Origin of the sequence: Rhodobacter sp. NTK016B, from assembly GCF_017303295.1 — a bacterium.
In the GTDB taxonomy this organism is placed as follows: Bacteria; Pseudomonadota; Alphaproteobacteria; order Rhodobacterales; family Rhodobacteraceae; genus Pararhodobacter.
Map to the genome: position 1 here is coordinate 33,399 of NZ_JAFKOK010000020.1, position 13,750 is coordinate 47,148.

The 13,750-nt window shown below is 61.6% G+C and carries 20 protein-coding genes; all 20 read right to left on the bottom strand.

Annotated elements, in window-relative coordinates; translation table 11 throughout:
- Positions 1–25: 25 nt before the first annotated feature.
- The 20 genes from JI664_RS21455 to JI664_RS21550 all read right to left on the bottom strand — a co-directional run bounded on the left by JI664_RS21455 (position 26) and on the right by JI664_RS21550 (position 13,710).
- A complete protein-coding gene (locus JI664_RS21455; protein WP_207015839.1) occupies positions 26–469 on the bottom strand; it encodes a hypothetical protein in 444 nt (147 codons plus the stop codon).
- A 63-nt stretch (positions 470–532) separates the two neighbouring features.
- Positions 533–1,630 carry a N4-gp56 family major capsid protein gene (locus JI664_RS21460; protein ID WP_207015840.1) on the bottom strand — a complete coding sequence of 366 codons (1,098 nt, stop codon included), beginning with the start codon at positions 1,628–1,630 and terminating at the stop codon, positions 533–535.
- Between the two features lie 335 nt (positions 1,631–1,965).
- Positions 1,966–3,000: a hypothetical protein gene (locus JI664_RS21465; protein WP_207015841.1), complete on the bottom strand. Its 1,035-nt coding sequence runs from the start codon at positions 2,998–3,000 to the stop codon at positions 1,966–1,968.
- 10 nt (positions 3,001–3,010) lie between these two features.
- Complete coding sequence (locus tag JI664_RS21470) at positions 3,011–5,254, bottom strand: hypothetical protein (protein ID WP_207015842.1); 2,244 nt, start codon at positions 5,252–5,254, stop codon at positions 3,011–3,013.
- Complete coding sequence (locus tag JI664_RS21475) at positions 5,244–5,675, bottom strand: hypothetical protein (RefSeq protein ID WP_207015843.1); 432 nt, start codon at positions 5,673–5,675, stop codon at positions 5,244–5,246. The genes JI664_RS21470 and JI664_RS21475 overlap by 11 nt, the downstream gene beginning before the upstream one ends.
- Positions 5,676–5,701: 26 nt before the next feature.
- Complete coding sequence (locus JI664_RS21480; protein ID WP_207015844.1) at positions 5,702–7,351, bottom strand: hypothetical protein; 1,650 nt, start codon at positions 7,349–7,351, stop codon at positions 5,702–5,704.
- Positions 7,306–7,860, bottom strand: coding sequence for a terminase small subunit (locus JI664_RS21485; RefSeq protein WP_207015845.1), 555 nt, complete (start codon positions 7,858–7,860; stop codon positions 7,306–7,308). The genes JI664_RS21480 and JI664_RS21485 overlap by 46 nt, the downstream gene beginning before the upstream one ends.
- Positions 7,861–7,960: 100 nt before the next feature.
- The gene (locus JI664_RS21490; RefSeq protein ID WP_207015846.1) at positions 7,961–8,188 is read right to left on the bottom strand and encodes a hypothetical protein; all 228 of its coding nucleotides are present in this window, start codon (positions 8,186–8,188) and stop codon (positions 7,961–7,963) included.
- A gap of 40 nt (positions 8,189–8,228) precedes the next feature.
- Positions 8,229–8,702, bottom strand: a complete 474-nt coding sequence (locus tag JI664_RS21495; protein WP_207015847.1) for a hypothetical protein — start codon at positions 8,700–8,702, stop codon at positions 8,229–8,231.
- A 31-nt stretch (positions 8,703–8,733) separates the two neighbouring features.
- Positions 8,734–9,099 (bottom strand): hypothetical protein, encoded by a 366-nt coding sequence (locus JI664_RS21500; protein WP_207015848.1) that lies wholly within the window; start codon positions 9,097–9,099, stop codon positions 8,734–8,736.
- A 68-nt stretch (positions 9,100–9,167) separates the two neighbouring features.
- Positions 9,168–9,377, bottom strand: a complete 210-nt coding sequence (locus JI664_RS21505) for a hypothetical protein (protein WP_207015849.1) — start codon at positions 9,375–9,377, stop codon at positions 9,168–9,170.
- Between the two features lie 32 nt (positions 9,378–9,409).
- Positions 9,410–9,784 (bottom strand): hypothetical protein, encoded by a 375-nt coding sequence (locus tag JI664_RS21510; protein ID WP_207015850.1) that lies wholly within the window; start codon positions 9,782–9,784, stop codon positions 9,410–9,412.
- Positions 9,785–9,796: 12 nt separating this feature from the next.
- Positions 9,797–10,033 carry a hypothetical protein gene (locus tag JI664_RS21515; RefSeq protein ID WP_207015851.1) on the bottom strand — a complete coding sequence of 79 codons (237 nt, stop codon included), beginning with the start codon at positions 10,031–10,033 and terminating at the stop codon, positions 9,797–9,799.
- Between the two features lie 3 nt (positions 10,034–10,036).
- Complete coding sequence (locus JI664_RS21520; RefSeq protein WP_207015852.1) at positions 10,037–10,450, bottom strand: hypothetical protein; 414 nt, start codon at positions 10,448–10,450, stop codon at positions 10,037–10,039.
- Between the two features lie 88 nt (positions 10,451–10,538).
- Positions 10,539–10,775: a hypothetical protein gene (locus tag JI664_RS21525; protein ID WP_207015853.1), complete on the bottom strand. Its 237-nt coding sequence runs from the start codon at positions 10,773–10,775 to the stop codon at positions 10,539–10,541.
- Positions 10,775–11,380, bottom strand: coding sequence for a hypothetical protein (locus JI664_RS21530; RefSeq protein ID WP_207015854.1), 606 nt, complete (start codon positions 11,378–11,380; stop codon positions 10,775–10,777). The genes JI664_RS21525 and JI664_RS21530 overlap by 1 nt, the downstream gene beginning before the upstream one ends.
- Positions 11,377–12,222, bottom strand: a complete 846-nt coding sequence (locus tag JI664_RS21535) for a DUF1376 domain-containing protein (RefSeq protein ID WP_207015855.1) — start codon at positions 12,220–12,222, stop codon at positions 11,377–11,379. The genes JI664_RS21530 and JI664_RS21535 overlap by 4 nt, the downstream gene beginning before the upstream one ends.
- Before the next feature lie 28 nt (positions 12,223–12,250).
- A complete protein-coding gene (locus JI664_RS21540) occupies positions 12,251–12,793 on the bottom strand; it encodes an MT-A70 family methyltransferase (protein ID WP_207015856.1) in 543 nt (180 codons plus the stop codon).
- 216 nt (positions 12,794–13,009) lie between these two features.
- Positions 13,010–13,288: an HU family DNA-binding protein gene (locus JI664_RS21545; RefSeq protein WP_207015857.1), complete on the bottom strand. Its 279-nt coding sequence runs from the start codon at positions 13,286–13,288 to the stop codon at positions 13,010–13,012.
- A 146-nt stretch (positions 13,289–13,434) separates the two neighbouring features.
- Complete coding sequence (locus tag JI664_RS21550; protein WP_286174233.1) at positions 13,435–13,710, bottom strand: DUF2312 domain-containing protein; 276 nt, start codon at positions 13,708–13,710, stop codon at positions 13,435–13,437.
- Positions 13,711–13,750: the final 40 nt, after the last annotated feature.

The following is a 13,750-nucleotide window of genomic DNA, read 5'->3' on the forward strand; positions in this document are numbered from 1 at the left end:
TGCCCGAATTTGTCCCTTGCGGGTTTCAGTCGTAGAAATACTCCAGCACGACATGGACCTTCTTGGAGGCGCCTGCCGCGATGTCGCCGGAGAACTTCACACCGACCGCGCGGTCGGTCTCAGCGGCCTCGATGGCCATCAGGGTGAGCACGTTGGCCTCGGTTTCTTCGTCGTTCACCGACACGCCGTCGAAGAGCACATCATCGCTGGTGCGCCCGGCGTCCTTCGAGCCGATATCGCCGGTCATGAAACCCACATCCGCGGTAATGGCGCCGAGTCCCTCACCGATCAGCGTCGCGCGGCACGCCTTGGCGCGCGCGGGGAACACGCCAATCTCCAGAATGTCCGATGCGGCGGTGAACGCCGTGGTGAACGTGTGCGAAAAAGCCGCGCGCTGCAGCATGTGAGCGATGGGATAGGTGGAGGGCTGTTTCTTGAACAGCGAGTAGTCGGTCAGGTGGATGGTCATGTTCCTGGTCCTTGGACTGGAGGCAGAACCGGCCCCACAAGGGCCGGTCTAACGATCAAGCGATCACGCGTTCGGATCAGCGCAGTAGGTGTCGAGGGCCTGCGCGCCGAAGGTCCGGTCGTTGAAGATCGTGCGCTTCATGCCGAACATGAGGCCCGAGGAAATGGCGAGCTGGTTCTTGAAGTCGCGCAGCTCTTCCTGCCACTCGTAGCGCATGCCGCGCGACGTGCCGTAGGCGACGCAGGCGGCTTGGCGGCCCAGGAACAGCGCGCGCGCGGCAGGGAGATTGCCGCCTGCGCCATAGTCCGAGAAGCGGACGAGGTACTGGTGGGAGTGCAGCACCACGCCTTTGACCATCCCGAGCATGCCGGTGAACAGCGGGTTCTTCTGGCCCTGCGCGGCGGTGGCATCGCGTTGGATCTGCACCCAGCCCTGCGTGTCGCTGTTGCGCAGGTCATGTTCCTGCCACGACGACATCACGACCGCATAGCGCTCTTCGCCGCCGATGTTGACCGGCAGGACCATCGACGCATCGTTGTCACGCGCCTTCATCATCCGTGCATTGGTCTCGGCGCGCTCGATCAGGTCACGCGACATCTTGTCCGAGTTCGTGATCGTCGCCTTCGAGGTGGCGGAACCACCATAGAGCAGGTGGGCGTTGTCGTAGGCAGTGAAGTTGTTGCCAGCGTGGCCAGCATAGGTCGTGGGCTCGTGAAACTCGGTATTCACGCCCCGCGCACCGGCGAGATACATGAAGACGAGCTGATCGATCCACGAGGCCCAATATTCGGCCATACGGCGGCGCGCGGTGTTGCGCAGGTTGTGAACGGTGCGCTTCTGCGTCATGCGCCCGCCAGCCGACACCGGGAGCCGCGCCTGATCGATGGCGACCTCATCGGAGTAGAACCGCAGGGCCTTTTCCTTGCCGGTCGCGGTATCGTCGCCCAGAACCGGAGAACCGGTGATGTTGGCCGAGAGATCGAACTGAATGCGGTCGCCCGCGCCCGAGGCCAGCTCGGTGGTTTCGTGGATCACCGAGTTCTCGTCTTTGCCGAAGAACTTGCGGCCCCAGAAGGATTTCGGAAGGGTGTCTTGCGCGAGACGCGAGGACCAGCGCCGGATCGCGCGGGGATCGCCAACACCAATGACGGTCTGAGACATAGGACGCTCCATTTCGAGGACGGCGCGTCCTGCGCTCAGTTCCAATTGCTATATGTTGTGCATCAACTGCAACCTAAACGCAATATTTAGTTGTTTGGCTTGAGCCGCTCAACAGGGATGTGGCGCGGAGCGTCCACAATCATACGCACTCGCCCCCGCTGATCACGCGCGACTATTGAGACATCGGGACCAATTGCAGCGGCCCCGATGAAGGTTTCTTGAGCGCCTTCCAGCAAGACGGAGAGTTGCACGCCGAAGCGTGAGTGCGAGACGGAAATGATCGCCTCGCCAACTCGCACTCCTTCCCCTGGTTTCAGCGTCATCGAGAGCATGCGTCAGACCTGAAGCTCCATCAGCCGGTCGCGCTGGTCTTCGGTCAGCGTGGCCATCAGGCGCTCTGCCTCCAGCGGGTCCGCTGCGTCGATGCGGCGCGCCATAGCAGCCAGCGAGTCGCCGCGCACATCGTTCGGCTCGGCCGCCGGGATGTGGTTCAGCGTCGGCGGCAGGTTGCGCTGTGTGGGCTTGGGCTTACCGCCGTTGCCGCGATCTTGCTGCTTCGGCGCCGGGCTGGGCGTCTTGGGCGTTGGCGCCTTGCCGATCGAAGCGTGATAGGCATCGCGCGAGCGCTCAAGGATCTGCTGATTGCTCAGCTTCTCTGCGCCCGGTGCGCTCGACACGGCCCGGACGAAAGCGTCGTAGGCCTCGATGGTGCCGGGCGCGAACAGATCCGGGTTCTTCTCTTGGAACGCCGTCACGTCCTTCGAGAATTCTGCCTGCCGCGCGGCATGCGCTTGCTCAGCCGCCTCTTGGAGCTTGGCGTTGATCGCCTCGTCGAAGGCGGCTTTTTCGGCGTCGAACGCGTCAGCGATCGCCGAGTCCAGTTCCTCCTCGGTGCGCTCACCGTCATCGTACTCCTGCCGGAGGGCCTTGATCTTCTCGCGCGTGTCACCACGGATTGCTGCCCGCTCTTCGTCGGTCAACTCGGGAACCTTCGCGGGCTCCGCCTCGTGCCGCTGCTCGGGCACCGCAGGGGCGCGTTGCGCATCGTCGTGATCGGCGGCCGGTTGCTGCGCGGGGTCATCGTCGGCGGCGCCATTGGCGTCGTCGTCGTCGTCGTTGGCATCTCCCGGTTGGTCGTTGGCTTCCTCGTCCGAGAGGACGTGGCCGGCATCTTCGTAGTCTTCGGCCAGCGCCTTCAGCTCGTCATCGGTGAGGTGGCCTTTCAGGCGCTCACGCTCTTCGTCGTGCCAAGGCTCGTCGTCGCCATCGGGTTCGTCGGGGAGGTCGAGTGCAGCCTGTTCCTCGGGATCAACGTCGGCAAGGGCTTCACGCTCTTCGTCCGTCAGATGGTCATCGGCTTCGGGGGGCATGGTGGTCTCCTTAGTAGATCGGCTCGGGCGCCAGGGGCTGGGTGTTAGGTGCTTGTTGCTGCGGTTGCTGCGGTTGCGGGGCTTGAGGTTGAGGCGCGGGCTGTGCGGTCTCGACAAGCAGAGCATCAGCGGTGTCGACCGCGCCCGGTGGGCTGGAGAACATCAGCATGGCCAGTTCGAGCGCCCGCCGCTTCTCTTCGAGGCTTTCGCCGGGCATCGATGCGAAGAGCTTCTGCGCGTTGGCCGCCTCCTTCTGGGCTGCGGCCATGGCCTTGGCTGCTTCGCCCTCGAGCTTCGAGAGGTTGGCCTCAGCTGCGCGCTGCTCCATCGCGGCCTGCAGCGCTTTCTGCTGCTCACGCTTCTCGCGCTCGGGATCAGGCGTGTTCGGATCGGCATCGGGGTCTTCCATGCCGGTGACAGAACGGATCCGCTTGACGATCTCGTCGCGGCTGGGGATGTCCATGGTCTCGACCACCAGGTCCAGCAGCACGGTCACGATATTCGGCGCGACGGGGGCGAGTTGCGTCATCAGCTCCATCAGTGCCGTCACCTGCGCCTGACGGATAGTCGCGTTCCAAGCGTCTTCGCTGATGATGAAGTCCGCCTTGGTCCGCACGATGTCGTTTGCCTCGACACCATCATTGATCTGGATGAAGTCGGGCTTGCCCCGCGCGTCGGTGATGCGCAGCTCTTTTTCTTCGGTCGCGAATTGTTCGACCAGCGAGAGCAGCTTTTCACCGTGGTACTGTCGCGCGGCTCGATAGGCGTCAAACGCCGCGCCCGTCGACACCATGCCTTGCTCTTGACGGGCCATGATCGCCTTGCCCGAGACGGCGTTCGTGGTGCGGCCCATCACCTCGTCAGTGATGCCGCTGCCCATCTGGACGAACTGCATGTCAAGCTGCAGCAGGTCCAAGTGGCCCTGGGCGAGATTGCGGTCGGCGGATAGCTCCAGGTGCTTGCCGGGCTTCTTGACGATAATCGCGTTGGGCCGGGAGACTTCTTCCTCAAAGTCGTCCATGTCGGCCACAGCGCCTTCGTCCATGATCACCTTGTTCGATGACAGGATGGCGAGGGCCTTGGAGAAGCGTTTGTTCAGGTCTTCTTGCGGCGAGCGCATGTTGCGGATCATGCCGTATGGCGCGCCGTCGCGGGCGCGGCGGAAGCAGAACATCGGCGTGAACGGGAACTTGTTGTGGCGGTAAGGAGAGGGTCCGAACCACAGCGCATGGTTCGCGGTCATGATCATGCAATACGTGCGGAGGGAGATGCGGGATTTGAGCGTAGCTTCGCCGCTCTCCAGCTGTTCGGCGTGGCCGGGGCTCGTCGGATCAAAGACCTCTCCCGAAAACTCGCCTCCCAGCATCGTTTCGATGGTCTCAGGGATCCTGAACCACGCCTCGATGAGACGAATCCGGCTCCGTGTGAACTGGCCGCCGCCTTCGGCATTGCCGTAGCCAGAGGCGCCCTCGCGAGCTTCCTCAGCGCTGTCCATCGGATCATCGCCGTAGGAATCGCGGTTGACCTGATTGTCTGAGAGAGCGCCAGCATCCTCGATGATCTGGTCGCGGCGCTTAGGGAACAGCCCGCAAGCGGTATCCACATCCACCCATTTCACGCGAAAGAAGTGGCGCCCATCGCTCAGGTCTTTCTCACGCCCCGCGCTGTCGAAGATCACGTTGCGCCAGCTTTCGAACCGCTCAAACACTGGTTCGCCATCGGCATCGTCTTGCACACCGCATTCAATGAAGGACAACCCAGCGCGAACCATCTCTGAGAACGCATCGGACATCGAGAACTGGCTCTGATGCACGTCTGCGATGTACTTGAGATATTGGCTCTTGCGCTCAGCCGGGCCGCTGGCAGCCTTCTTGCGCGGCAGGATCTTATAGTCGGTGCGGGCATTCTTTTGGGTGCCAATGATCCAGTTGATCGCCTGACACACGACATTCATCACAAGGGGCTCTTGCCCGCGTTCTCTCAGGACGGCCTCGTCCTCTGCCTTCCATTGGATCGAGTCGTAGAAGTCCTCGTCCTTGGCCATCTCTTCGCGCCATGCACCCTGAATGTCGAGTTCCTCAAGGAAATTCGAGAACAGGCGGCGCTGCAGTGTGGTGACGCGGTGCGAGTCGAGCTGGTCGCCAAGCGCCTTTGTCGTCTCGGGGTATAGAGCCTTGCCGTCGAGGTTGACGGGCTCAGAGCGGCGTTTGCGCCCGACCTCTATTTCGGTGGCGTGAGGGTCGTCAGTCGGCATCGTGGACCTCCACCTCAATCGGCTTTCCCGATGCCTTGTCGACGCCTTCGATCACCGCCGCGACGCGTTCTTTGCTGGCGCCGGTCGGGCGCGGCGGGATGCGCAGAAGATCGTCGAGATAATCGTTGACCAGCATACGGATACGGAACACGTCGCTCATGTTGAGAGGGTTCATTCCGAGGGCGTCACAGAACATCAGCGCGGTGGACATCGCTTCGTGCGGGTCGCCAATGGTGTCATCCCAGATCCAAGCGCGGTTCATCGGGATGATGCAGGGGCGGATGGCGTCGCGGTCTTTCGCGTCGGCTCGCGTGAAGACGAGGGCGCCTTCCCAGCGATCCTCCAGCCGGACCCAGCTGAGCCAGACGTTGATGTTGCCGCGTTGGAAAGTGCGATGGTTGACGCTCAGGTCGAGGGCCACGCGAAATTCGTCGTTTGTGATGCTGCTCATACTGCCATGCCTCCGGAGGACCGTCGTCTTGGGCGGGTGGGTGCGTTGAAGTTTGCGGGGTCGTAGCCTTGCGCCCATTGGCGGAAGCTGTCTGCCGCTTCGGAGTGGCCCCCGAGCTTCTCAGGCTCAGGGGACCAGGCGCCCATGCGAGCGTTCCATTTCTTGCCGTAGAGTTCGAGGTGGGCGAGGCCTGCGGCGCAGCCTTCCTCGTCGAAAATCGCGCGAGAAAACGCCTCGCGGGTCATCTGGATGCCGTGCGTGATGGTCTCGACGCGCGGGACGATGTTGTAGGTCCAGTCCGGCGCCAGCTCCTGCAGGAAATCGATAGGCGCGCCGACACGATCACCGAGTTGCCGCTGATGGGTGGCATCGTGGGGCAGGTAGTGGTTGCCAAACAAGTAGCCGGTTTCGCGCAGGATTCGGACGTAGTGCGCGTAGCCCTCGTTCCACCCTTCGATGTACCGAATGAAGCGCTCCTGTGCCCCGATATGCTGCATGAGCCAGATGCCCGTGCCGTCGCCAGCCCCGATGTCCCAGAACGTGTGGACCACCACGGACGAGATATGCGGCACCTTGGTGATGCGGCCTTGGATGCGGGCGCGGGCGAGCTGAAGGGTATAGAACTTGCCTTCGAGCGATTGCTTCCAGCATTCAGCGGGCGTCGATGGCATCTCGCGCCACATCTTCTCGCCGTCGCCGCTGAATTCGTTCTCCCGCTTGGCGACGTACCAGGCGCGCTGCTGCATCGAAAGCTTGACGCGCATCTCGCGCTCCACGGCGTCGAAATACGCGTGGTCGCTGGGCGCCATGTTGATGTTGTCGGGATTGGTGACGTATCCGGGTTCGCGCCACCATGGGAAAAAGTGGAACATCCACTCGGTGTTGTTGGGCATGCGACCGAGCTGGGCGATCTTCTCAGCGCGCGTGGCGATGTTGTAGAATTCGCCTTCTTGTCCTTCGGCCGTGGACTCGATCACGGCGATGCCAGTGATGGGAACGGCCGGCAGTGAGCCTGTCACGATTTCCACGGCCTTTTCGGGGAACTTGGCGGCGATCTTGCCCATTTCCGACACATGCAGCCGGTGGATGGTCCCGGATCGAACCGACGTCGCCACCTTGATGGAACTGTTGTTGTGGCCGAAGAGAAGCTCAGTGGCGCTGTCACGCTTGAGAGGCATAAGCATGCGCACGATCTCGGGCAGGTTGAGGTAGGCGAACTTCACCTTGTCACGGAAGATCGACTCGGCGTCCTCGCGCGTGTGGGCGACGATGGCGCAACGCTGGTCTTCATTGAACAGGGCATGGTCGAGCCAGAGGATCGCGATCAGCGTCGTGAAACCGAGCTGCCGCGCCTTCAGGATGACATTGCGATAGTGGATGTTCGCAAGGAATTCTCGCTGGTTGGCGTTTGGTATGAACGGGACGACGAAGCTGACATCGGTGTCGTTGTCGCCCTTCACCATGATCTTGTAGAGCTTGCCGGAGAAGATGCGCCATTTCCACGATGAGAGAGCCCACATCACTTGGTCGCTTGTCTGCGGATCGTAGTCGATCGGCACCTCGCCGCTTTCCGCGAAGGCGTTGGTTGGCGCAGGCGCGTTCATTTGTTGGCCGTCGCGATAGGGGCTGCCGAGCCGCGCTCGCATATCTCCTTCAATGCCCTCGAGAGGCGGTCTACGGGATCATCACCGCCTTTCCCGCCGCCAAGGTGGGCATAGAGCCGCTCCAGCGCCTTGTGTCGATCCATGAGTTTGATTTTCACGCGCCGCACCGGCTTCTTTTCTTCGCCGTTGCCCTCAAGATAGGTCTCGGTGGTGATCTCGGTCAGCAGGTCGAGATCTTCCGCTGTGCAGTCGCCCAGATCGATTCGAGGCTCACCGTCTTCGTCGATCTTCACGAACCGTGACATGCCAGTGAAGCCAATGCGCGTGAACTCCGCCACCACGTCATCGACCTTCTTCTCAGCGCGTTCTTCGGCCAAGCGCTCAAGCCGAGAAATCTCACGCTGGATGTCTTCGCGCTGTAGCAGGCGGTAGCCTTGGTTTTTTGCGGTGCGCTCAGAATAGCCAGCCCTGATGGCCGCGTTCTTGGCGTTGTAGTCCACGATGTACTCGCGGGCGAAGGCTGCATGTTGAGGGTTGAGAGGGGACGGCATGCCGGCATCCTGCCACGATTGCTGTGGCGCAGAATGTGCAGCAAAATCACTTAACGGTCAACATATTGATGTGACATCGCCGCCACATCAACATATGGGGTCAGGATTGCTCGGTTCGATAGCTGCCCTGATAGGGCGGCTGCACCGACGCGGGGGTCCAGCTGCAGATCACCACGGCGGGCCGTCCCTTACGCCCGCACTCGCGGCACCGCAGCCGGTGGAAGTCGCGAAACGTCAGTGGGTCCTCGCCCAGATCGGCAGCGCGCAACACCGCGCGGTGGCCGCAGGCGCAATCTACTCGGATGATGGATTCGCCGCGCGGTGACATGCGCGTTGATGTAGGGCCGGGCAGGGCGGATGGGTAGGGGTCAGTCCTTGGTGCGTTCTCTGTGCACCTTGAGCTTTGCCTCGGCATAGTTCCGACCCAGCATCGTGCCGCCGCCGCGCGCGAACATCTCAGGAAAGAGGCCATGGCCGCAGGTCGGGCAGGCCGGGACCATGGTCCTGCCACGCCAGGCTTCATCCATCGCCTTGGCCGCCCGGCTCCTGAGCGTGAAAGCCTCCGCCTCGAGAACCTTCTGTTCGCGCCGCTCGATGGCGGCGACTGCATCACCAACCTGCTTGGCGATGATCTCGAATGCGTCGAATCCTTCCACGTCGCGCTGGCAGTCGGCGCACCAGATCCGGCGCTCGCTCGAATCATACCTGAGGCGCCGATGCTTGCATGCAGAATGCGGCCTGCGGCTCTTGCCGCGCGCGACGCGAATGTCCCCGATGTCGACGACCTTTAAGCCCGACAGATAGTCCATTGCATCGATGGGCGGGTCTTTGTGATCGTCCATCCTCTTCTTCCTTCATCGCCGGGCTTGGCGGTCAATCCTTCGCCAGAGCCGCGTTCACGCTGCGAGTAACCGCTTCGAGGTCTTCTGAGGCCTTTTGCAACGTATTCCTTATGCGATTGAGGTCTTCCATCGCGTTTTCGAATGTGGCTCTCAGGTCGTCATGGGTCGTCATTTGGACGACCTCGGCGCCGAAGATGCGGAGCGCTTCGTCACGCCCCGTGACCTCGATCACGGTGGCAACGGCTCGCTCCTCCTCGATAGCCTTGATACGCCCATCTTGCTCGGTGAAGTATCTGGCGCCGCGAGCTGTCCGGTAGAACGCTTCGCCCCAAGGCGCCGTTACCAGCAATTCGGCCTTGTCCGTGTCATACCGAAAGCCCTTGATGGTGGCCTGCATTATGGTCTCCATTTTTTCGGGCATTGGCGCATGGGATCGGGGCCGTTGTCCAGCCCCTCACCGATGCGTCAGGTCGCCTCGCGCTCGCCAAGAAGGACGCGCACGATGTCAGGATTCGTCTCGATGAACATCCTCACGGCACGCTCGGCATCGCGAGGCGAAATGTTAACGTGCTTGGCCACGATCTCTTCGCACGCATTCTGAACATCGTTCTGAAAACTCGCGGCAATGGCTGCTTCGCGTGATTCGTGAGCCCAGCCTGTCTTGTCGATGAACATCGTTCTCTCTTCGGGTTCGGCACACACGTAGGTCATTGATGGGCTTCCTTCTGTCTGGAGCGATGAATGAAAACGGGCTCAGGGTCCGGCTGGAGGCGGGCTGCAGCAATGCGCTCGGCCAGAGCATCAACGTCGATGAGGACGTCATCGAAAGGCGCGGTCTGGACCAGATCGACTTGGCCAATTGCCGTCTCGCCAGTCTCGTCCGAAATGTCGATGATCGAGTGACCAATGGCTGTGCCGCGCTCGATCTCTGAAATGCCGTACCAGATGCTGCCGCGCTCGGGGTCGTGTTCAGCTGCAGCGTCAAGAACCTCGCGAGCAGCATCCTCCGGGGTTTCGGCCACGACGGTCGTGCTGCCGTAAACACGCACGGTGCAGCCAAGGGCAACGAAAAACACAGGCATGACGGGGGCTCCTCAGTTGATGGCGATGGGACACTGGCGCCCGTCGTGTTCCGGCAGGGAACAGGTGCCCCATGACCACCAATGCGAGCGAGGTGTGATGTCGTAGGCGAGGTTCCTGACCGGCTCGACATGGGCGATTGCCTCGTCATGGCTGTCGAAGGGCCCGGCGATACGAGCGGCGCGCTTGCCGTCGATTGCGCTGACATAGAACGCTTGATGGCATGGGTTCGTGGCTTCGGAAAAGTCCATCGGTCAGTCCTCCAGCTGATCGTATGCGGTGTTGAAGGAGGAAAGCCAGTTGACGATCTCGGTGTCAGCGTTCGGGCGTTCGAGTATGCTGACGAGGAGTTCGTCTGCGCTGAGGAAAGGCAGACTGTGGACCGTGCAGAATGCCTCGAACGCGGTGTCCATGATCGCGCGACGGTGCATGAAGAGCGGCGCGTCACGGTGCTTGAGCGAAAACACGACGTAGGCCGGGCTATTGGGCGTTGCATGGGCAATGAACGGATAGCCGACTGTCAAGCAGGAGGCGAACAACGCGCCTTCGCTGGGGCTCGTTTCGAACACATCCATCAGGTCAGCGATGGCAGGGGCATCATTTTCGATCATGATGACAATGGGGTGCCGCATCTCTTTTTGCTGCACATTAATGCTGATCGCGTTCATTGGAGACTCCTTCTCACCTGGTCTGCGCTTGGTTATGCACCCTATATACACCCTTTTGTCATGTTGTGAAGAGGTTGATGGGTGTTTTTTATGGTGCGTATGCGTCTGCGATGCGCTGGACGCGCTCAAGTGCCTTCACCATCGGCTGGTAGATGCTCCGATACGGAGTGCCGCCGAAGCGCGGATGCGGTCTGTTGCTGAGGCTTTTGTAGAAGTTGATCCTGCTGCTGATCTGATCGACGCCGAACTGCTCAGACCACAAACCACGAGAAAACCTGACCGTCTTGCCGTCGCTGGACAAGGTGGCTTTGGGGCGGGCCGTCATTACCGGCGCTCTTGAAGGCCGCTCGCCTTCGCTTGCTCGACGGTGCTGGCCAACTGGTCGGCCCACTCCATTTCGCGGAGCCAGTCGGCAACAGCCTCGGGCATACGATCCGACCGAGCGTAGGGGCTGCCATAGGCCGCACAGCGGGCACGCACAGCGGCGTCTCGCAAATCATCGATCTGCCCTTGCGATACCAAACCGCGCCGCAACAGCTCTTGGGCGTTGCGGCCCCATAGAAAACTGACGGCAACGGGACCGCCTGATCGGATCCGGCGCGCGGCGATCATCAATGGGTCAACATGCCATCCCCCTTGCCGTCTGTCAGGCGACGCTTCGTAGTCGAGCCGCCTCAGTTCAGTGCAGGCGGTCTCGATTTCCTTTAGCGTGGGCCATGCGCGCGTCGACATCGAGACGGACAGCCGATCGGTCAAGCGCTCCAGCCAATTCGGGATGTTTTCGTTGGGTGATTGCCGGACGAGCAGTCGGAGCTGGGCGTCGACCTCCTGTTGCTGCGCTTCGGCGTTCGCGCGGAGGCCATTGGGTGGGACGTACCGTTCAAGCCAGGTCTCCCAAGGCTCGGTAATGATGCTCAATTTGCTGCTCATATCGGTCGGATCCTGTTCCCGTTCTCGTCGAAGTCGTCGGGGTTGGTGCGCGGGCGCTTGGCAATCGGGGGGCGGTCGAGCCGGTTTGACGGTGCTGCAGATTGCGAAAGCGGCGGCGCGCACAGCGCGCTGCTCAATTGGGCCATTGCGTTCGTGAAGTAGCGAAACGACATGGGCGGCGCGGGTAGCCGGGCGGCGACGTTTCGAACCTCCTCGACAATGATGTCTTCGGTCATGCCCGGCAGCGCCAGCCAGCGGTTGGCCTCGGCCATGTCCGCCTGACTGCCTGCGAGCCGCCCGCTCGGCATGACGCCGCTTCGGTGATGCCCCATAGCCATTACGAGACGTTCCCGAAAAGTCGATTCAGCCGCGCGATCATCATCATCTTGATGATTCTGATTCTCTGTCTGAGTCTCCCTCTTACTCTCTCTCTTACTCTCCCTCTGGTTCGTTTGGGTTGAAGCAAGTGCTTCCCCGTGATTGTTATTTTTCAATGCGTTGGATCGTGACTTTCCCGATTGCAACCCGCCTTCACGGCCGCTCGAAGCGCGTTCCATGCGCGTTGCAAGGACCTTCGACGCCTCTTCGAGCGCTCGTGGATTGTAGATGTAACCGTCTTCGACGGTGATCTTTCCGGCGTCGACCAGCTCGTTCAGAAGACGCTTCGCCTTCCGCTCAGATCCGCACCGCCACAGCCCGCCCAGCACACGGAGGTTCGCGCGGACGGGGCGTTCGTACAGCATGATGGCGTTGACGATGCGCAGATAGGCCGCCTCCTGCTCAAGCGTGAGGTCGTCGGTGCCTTGGTTCCAGCTCAGGATGTTGAGCTTGTAGAAGTCCATCAAAAGGCCTCGATAGGTCTGTGCTGCATCATGGGAACTTCCTCGCTTCGTTCCCCCATGCCCACCACCCAGGGCGCGCGGTGCGCGCAAACAGTTCGATGCGGCGCATGTCGCCAAGACGCTCGTCGATTATGGCCGGGATCTCGTCTGGCTTCCTCGAATGCTCGCGCCTCGGCGCCTCGATCACGGAGTCGGAGAACAAGGCTGGCCTTGGGCACGGGAACCGCCCCCTGGTCGCGATATGCAGCAGCTCGTGCCTGTTGCGCGACCAATACCCGGTGCCGATCTTATTCTTCACCCAGACGACTTGGCTCTTGGGCCGAAACCCCCATGCGCGGATGACCTCGTTGGCATGGTGGGCCAGCGGCGCAGTGATCCACATCAAAAGCAGGGCGTCCTTCTCTGCGATCTCTCTGACCGGCAGGTCGGTGATCTCTTTGACCGTCATGCACGCATAGTGGCGGCGCGCATTGCGTCCCGGACGATCAGAACTGTTGGACGAGAAGAGCCAAGGTGGATCCGCATAGACCACTTTGAACTTACCAAGCCGCGTCAATGGATGGCCAGTCACGCTGCCACTCCCGCTGCGCAGTAGATGATGACGCCGGACCACGACAGCACCTCGCGAAGAGCATCACAGACTGGATAGTCCGCCAGTCTGCCGATCTCCTGCCAACCGCTATCGGTCAGCAACCATATGATGATCACAATCCCATCCTCTGCTCATTTTGCTGCACACCACCCCTCCAAGAGGAGCAGTATGCAGCGCTTCATGGCTGTGCGTAGGTCAGGTCGCGTTGGCGGCGTTCGTCAGCTGCGCCGCGACGCGCGCCTTCACGACAGTCTTGGCCCGCAGCATGATCGTCTCGCCAGTGCGCGGGTTGCGTCCGGGGCGCTCAGGCTTCGCCACGGGCGACAGGCGCACGAGGCCGGGAAGGTTGAACTCGTTGCCACTGGCAATGCTCTTGGCACCCATGGCCGTGAGGGCGTCGATAGCCTTCTTCGCCTGCGCCTTCGTGAAGCCGGCATCGTCTGCCAGCGTTGCGATCAGCTCGTCTTTCGTCATCGATCTCTCCTTCGGGGATCATTCGCTGACATGCGGTCAGCTCGCATTCTCGATATTGGATGAGCGAGGTGTCGCACCTCTTCTCGTCCGGCTGTTGAGCGCGAGCCGCACCGGCTCACCGCCGAGATGCTATTCGGCCTCGCCCATCACACCATTCCCAGCGCGGCCTTGTAGAGATCCAGCACCGCTTCTTCTTCGGCGATTTCGTCGGGCTTCTTCTTGCGCAGCGCGACGAGCTTGCGCAGGGCCTTGGTGTCGTAGCCGCGGCCCTTGGCTTCGGCCATCACTTCCTTTTGCTGGTCGGTGATGTCCTTCTTCTCGGCCTCGAGATGCTCGAAGCGTTCGACGAAGCTGCGCAGCTCGTCGGCGGTGACGTCATAAGCATGGTGCTTCACGGCCTCGTCCTCGGGCGTGTTTTTCATCGGGGGCTTTCCGGTCGCAGCCGCGCGCGCGGCCTTAAAC

What these genes read in the sequence shown, in the direction of transcription:
- JI664_RS21455 (WP_207015839.1), bottom strand. Translation starts at nt 469, where the DNA reads ATGACCATCCACCTGACCGACTACTCGCTGTTCAAGAAACAGCCCTCC.
- JI664_RS21460 (WP_207015840.1), bottom strand. Translation starts at nt 1,630, where the DNA reads ATGTCTCAGACCGTCATTGGTGTTGGCGATCCCCGCGCGATCCGGCGC.
- JI664_RS21465 (WP_207015841.1), bottom strand. Translation starts at nt 3,000, where the DNA reads ATGCCCCCCGAAGCCGATGACCATCTGACGGACGAAGAGCGTGAAGCC.
- JI664_RS21470 (WP_207015842.1), bottom strand. Translation starts at nt 5,254, where the DNA reads ATGCCGACTGACGACCCTCACGCCACCGAAATAGAGGTCGGGCGCAAA.
- JI664_RS21480 (WP_207015844.1), bottom strand. Translation starts at nt 7,351, where the DNA reads ATGCGAGCGCGGCTCGGCAGCCCCTATCGCGACGGCCAACAAATGAAC.
- JI664_RS21485 (WP_207015845.1), bottom strand. Translation starts at nt 7,860, where the DNA reads ATGCCGTCCCCTCTCAACCCTCAACATGCAGCCTTCGCCCGCGAGTAC.
- JI664_RS21490 (WP_207015846.1), bottom strand. Translation starts at nt 8,188, where the DNA reads ATGTCACCGCGCGGCGAATCCATCATCCGAGTAGATTGCGCCTGCGGC.
- JI664_RS21495 (WP_207015847.1), bottom strand. Translation starts at nt 8,702, where the DNA reads ATGGACGATCACAAAGACCCGCCCATCGATGCAATGGACTATCTGTCG.
- JI664_RS21500 (WP_207015848.1), bottom strand. Translation starts at nt 9,099, where the DNA reads ATGCAGGCCACCATCAAGGGCTTTCGGTATGACACGGACAAGGCCGAA.
- JI664_RS21505 (WP_207015849.1), bottom strand. Translation starts at nt 9,377, where the DNA reads ATGTTCATCGACAAGACAGGCTGGGCTCACGAATCACGCGAAGCAGCC.
- JI664_RS21510 (WP_207015850.1), bottom strand. Translation starts at nt 9,784, where the DNA reads ATGCCTGTGTTTTTCGTTGCCCTTGGCTGCACCGTGCGTGTTTACGGC.
- JI664_RS21515 (WP_207015851.1), bottom strand. Translation starts at nt 10,033, where the DNA reads ATGGACTTTTCCGAAGCCACGAACCCATGCCATCAAGCGTTCTATGTC.
- JI664_RS21520 (WP_207015852.1), bottom strand. Translation starts at nt 10,450, where the DNA reads ATGAACGCGATCAGCATTAATGTGCAGCAAAAAGAGATGCGGCACCCC.
- JI664_RS21525 (WP_207015853.1), bottom strand. Translation starts at nt 10,775, where the DNA reads ATGACGGCCCGCCCCAAAGCCACCTTGTCCAGCGACGGCAAGACGGTC.
- JI664_RS21530 (WP_207015854.1), bottom strand. Translation starts at nt 11,380, where the DNA reads ATGAGCAGCAAATTGAGCATCATTACCGAGCCTTGGGAGACCTGGCTT.
- JI664_RS21535 (WP_207015855.1), bottom strand. Translation starts at nt 12,222, where the DNA reads ATGGACTTCTACAAGCTCAACATCCTGAGCTGGAACCAAGGCACCGAC.
- JI664_RS21545 (WP_207015857.1), bottom strand. Translation starts at nt 13,288, where the DNA reads ATGACGAAAGACGAGCTGATCGCAACGCTGGCAGACGATGCCGGCTTC.
- JI664_RS21550 (WP_286174233.1), bottom strand. Translation starts at nt 13,710, where the DNA reads ATGAAAAACACGCCCGAGGACGAGGCCGTGAAGCACCATGCTTATGAC.